General features: G+C 56.0%; 2 protein-coding genes. Both read left to right on the top strand.

Translation table 11 applies throughout. The features are described from left to right. Positions 1-7: 7 nt before the first annotated feature. A complete protein-coding gene (locus tag CO671_RS33045) occupies positions 8-211 on the top strand; it encodes a CCE_0567 family metalloprotein (RefSeq protein ID WP_009991124.1) in 204 nt (67 codons plus the stop codon). Continuing rightward, on the top strand, positions 208-525 hold the full coding sequence (fdxB, locus tag CO671_RS33040) for a ferredoxin III, nif-specific (RefSeq protein ID WP_004677870.1): 318 nt from the start codon (positions 208-210) through the stop codon (positions 523-525). The genes CO671_RS33045 and fdxB overlap by 4 nt, the downstream gene beginning before the upstream one ends. The last annotated feature ends 890 nt before the right edge of the window (positions 526-1,415 follow it).

The raw sequence follows: 1,415 nt of genomic DNA, 5'->3' as shown, positions 1-1,415 counted from the left end.
AGAGATCATGTCAGACATTGTGGAGCAGCTGAAGAAGGTCCGCAAGCTGCAGTCCCGCGCCGCCGCTGCGAAGATGGAGTTGCACGATCTTGCCGAGGACCTTCCGATTAATTGGGCTAGAATCAAGACCATTGCAGGAGAGACGTTCGACGCCTTCGCCGAGTTGAACGCTGCGAAGGAAGAGCTCGCTGCATTGGAGAATTCACGATGACTGGCCCTTTCGTCACGCGCGACGGCTCCAGCTGGGTGCCGGAGTACCTGACCTGCATCGATGCTACAACCTGCATCGGCTGTGGCCGATGCTTCAAAGCCTGCTCTCGCGAAGTCATGCACCTCTATGGCGTCGGTGAAGCGGGTGAAATCCTCGGCATCTGCGACGACGAGGAGGAAGACTTCGATGGCGAGCTCAATCGTATGATCATGGTTGTCGATGAGGCCGGCCGCTGCATTGGTTGCGGCGCCTGCGCGCGCGTCTGCCCGAAGAACTGTCAGACCCATGTCGCGGCAGACAAGGTTACTGCGTGATCTCGCGAACAAGTCAACGCTGTTACCTTCAGATCGTTTGTTGTCTCCTGCTGCTCGTCGTCTGCGCAAACGAACGAACGTAGTTACTTCGTGTGGCATTCCATCCACAAAGTTAGCGCTGCGATGGTGGCTAGTTCGTCGCTTCTTTCAATAGGACTTTTTTAAAAGCGCGAAGTGGCGATCGCTGTCTCGTCGCCCTCGGCGATGAACTTATCCGGTTGCCAAGGCAGATGCCCCGCGATTGGATCGCCACAGATCGTGCCGTTCGTGTCCCATGCCTGATCCGCGGATGCGGCGGTTCTAATCAATGGCGGCCGGTGCAAAGAAGGCACTGCAATTGCACGCAATGTCTCGCGCAAGCTGACCGTCAAGGTAAGCACCAGTGCGCAGCTGACGGAGGCACTTGCGGCGAGGACCGCAAAGCCACTTTCCACCCCGCAGGCTCAATACGATCCGACACAGGACGATCCTGAGCGCGGTTGAATTACATGCTAATTCCCTTGTCCCCAGCGCAACCGTCGACATTTCTCGCAAATGTCGGGCATCCGCCACTTTTGTCAGGTTTGTCGTGATTGGAACGTTTTGTTCGCCGGTCTCTCCGTCAAATACACATCAACCTGCCCTCAACCCGCCCATTGATAAAAGAAAATGATCTTCTTGGCGCGTCGGAGCAGTTGGCATGGTGTTTGCTGATCCCTGGTTACAAGCGGCAGAAAGCAGTCTGCATTATGCCGGTTCATGAAACGAACGGAACGGAGGCCACCTGACCGTTCGTCATCGGATCCGCGTTCTACCAAGCGGCCATGCATCCGCCGGCGGAAGGGTCAATCCCGATGTCACAGCTTGCAACCAACTCAAAGAGAAGGAAAATGCAATGACCAAGATTTCCG

The sequence above is a fragment of the Rhizobium sp. M10 genome, assembly GCF_002531955.1.
Classification (GTDB): Bacteria; Pseudomonadota; Alphaproteobacteria; order Rhizobiales; family Rhizobiaceae; genus Rhizobium; species Rhizobium etli_C.
The sequence above is the reverse complement of the archived record's forward strand: the minus strand, read 5'-3'. Positions and strand labels throughout refer to the sequence as shown.